Annotated in this window: 3 protein-coding genes; 2 read left to right on the top strand and 1 reads right to left on the bottom strand. The window is 45.7% G+C overall.

All coding sequences use genetic code 11. The features are described from left to right. Window positions 1-51: 51 nt before the first annotated feature. Complete coding sequence (locus ACN0IC_RS15040; RefSeq protein WP_047149380.1) at window positions 52-462, bottom strand: histone H3; 411 nt, start codon at window positions 460-462, stop codon at window positions 52-54. Between the two features lie 697 nt (window positions 463-1159). Here ACN0IC_RS15040 and ACN0IC_RS15035 point away from each other — a divergent pair. Both ACN0IC_RS15035 and ACN0IC_RS15030 read left to right on the top strand, forming a co-directional pair. Further along, complete coding sequence (locus ACN0IC_RS15035) at window positions 1160-1360, top strand: histone H4 (RefSeq protein WP_077628652.1); 201 nt, start codon at window positions 1160-1162, stop codon at window positions 1358-1360. A 296-nt stretch (window positions 1361-1656) separates the two neighbouring features. Next, window positions 1657-1857: a histone H4 gene (locus tag ACN0IC_RS15030; RefSeq protein ID WP_077628652.1), complete on the top strand. Its 201-nt coding sequence runs from the start codon at window positions 1657-1659 to the stop codon at window positions 1855-1857. Window positions 1858-2238: the final 381 nt, after the last annotated feature.

Below are 2238 nucleotides of genomic sequence, written 5' to 3'. Positions count from 1 at the left end.
ACCTAGCAAAGGTGCATGGTCACTGATTGATGTCACTGATTGGTGAGTGGCTTATGCTCTCTCCCCACGAATTCTTCTTGCAAGCTGGATATCCTTGGGCATGATCGTCACCCGCTTGGCGTGAATGGCGCACAAGTTCGTGTCTTCAAAAAGTCCAACAAGATAGGCTTCAGAGGCTTCTTGCAAGGCCATGACAGCAGAGCTCTGGAAGCGGAGATCAGTCTTGAAGTCTTGAGCAATCTCACGAACCAGACGTTGGAACGGAAGTTTTCTGATGAGCAACTCGGTTGATTTCTGGTATCTTCGTATTTCTCTCAACGCCACTGTTCCAGGTCTGTACCTGTGAGGTTTCTTTACACCACCGGTTGCTGGTGCACTCTTGCGGGCAGCCTTGGTTGCCAATTGCTTGCGAGGTGCCTTTCCTCCAGTTGATTTTCTTGCAGTCTGCTTGGTACGTGCCATCTTTTTTCACAGCAAAAATACGTTGCTCACAAAATCCTGTCTTCACTCGATTACTTTCGGAAGCGAATAATAACTGAGCTAACTTGGCGCCCAAACACCATTTTCATACATGTCACTGCAACAAAGGAACGTCGTTGATTGGTGGAATGGGCATAGCCTAAAGAACTGATTGGATAACAGCAAACTTAGGGTCAGGGTTTTTCCCAATGTTTAGCTGCATATCCAACTCTTGTTGGGGAATCGTGCATAAAATCGTTTCTTTCATTTCGTTTACGTAAATTCAGATTCAGAAACATTTTTTAATCCCTCCATCCCTCCATTTCCCTTATTTTTTCCATTCATCAAATTCAAAAGCTATTTCCATGTTCTGCATGTTGTTTGTGAACAACCAGACAATCAATTCAAGCGCCACTGCTCTCCGTTCCAGTTCGCCGTATCGCTCGCTGTGTGTCGCGCTAATTACCAGTTTCCCAGTTGCTGTTTTGAATAAAGCTCAATACATGCAGCATTCACATCACAACTTCAACTGAACGGTTCGAAGAACGTATCTTTTTGCAATCTACAGATCAGCACAGTTACTTTCGCCATGTCTGGACGCGGTAAAGGAGGAAAGGGTCTTGGAAAAGGAGGTGCCAAGCGTCATCGCAAGATTCTGCGAGACAACATCCAAGGAATCACGAAACCAGCCATCAGAAGATTGGCCCGTCGTGGTGGTGTGAAAAGAATTTCAGGTTTGATCTACGAAGAGACACGCGGCGTTCTGAAGGTCTTCCTCGAGAACGTCATCCGTGACGCTGTCACCTACACAGAGCACGCCAAGCGCAAGACTGTCACAGCAATGGATGTCGTCTACGCCCTAAAGCGACAAGGCAGAACCCTCTACGGATTTGGTGGTTGAATGATCTACTGTTGCTGCTAGCCAGTGATATCATCACGGTGCCTTTTTAGGCCCGATAGAAAAACAGCTTTTTTAAAAGCTACCACAATTGCCTGAAGAAAGAGGCAGATTGACTCGGGTCATGCTTTCTGTGTTCCATTTGTCTTTTATTTTGCAATCTACAGATCAGCACAGTTACTTTCGCCATGTCTGGACGCGGTAAAGGAGGAAAGGGTCTTGGAAAAGGAGGTGCCAAGCGTCATCGCAAGATTCTGCGAGACAACATCCAAGGAATCACGAAACCAGCCATCAGAAGATTGGCCCGTCGTGGTGGTGTGAAAAGAATTTCAGGTTTGATCTACGAAGAGACACGCGGCGTTCTGAAGGTCTTCCTCGAGAACGTCATCCGTGACGCTGTCACCTACACAGAGCACGCCAAGCGCAAGACTGTCACAGCAATGGATGTCGTCTACGCCCTAAAGCGACAAGGCAGAACCCTCTACGGATTTGGTGGTTGAATGATCTACTGTTGCTGCTAGCCAGTGATATCATCACGGTGCCTTTTTAGGCCCGATAGAAAAACAGCTTTTTTAAAAGCTACCACAATTGCCTGAAGAAAGAGGCAGATTGACTCGGGTCATGCTTTCTGTGTTCCATTTGTCTTTTATTTTGAGTTAGTTGTTCTTCGGTGTTCGCCCGCTTCTAAGAAGACTTGTGTATAAACCCAATATTGCTAGCCTACCGTGTATTTGTTGAACAAATTACAGTTTCTCCACTTGTTTGAAAATGTAGAAACCCGTAGCTATGGAAGAACCAACGTTTCTGCAGGTCAGCCTGACAAATGTTCTCAATCTAAAAGCTTTAAATTCAAATCTACTGCACAAAGGAGTGTATATTTA

This window comes from Litorimonas sp. (assembly GCA_029936425.1).
In the GTDB taxonomy this organism is placed as follows: domain Bacteria; phylum Pseudomonadota; class Alphaproteobacteria; order Caulobacterales; family Maricaulaceae; genus Litorimonas.
The sequence above is the reverse complement of the archived record's forward strand: the minus strand, read 5'-3'. Positions and strand labels throughout refer to the sequence as shown.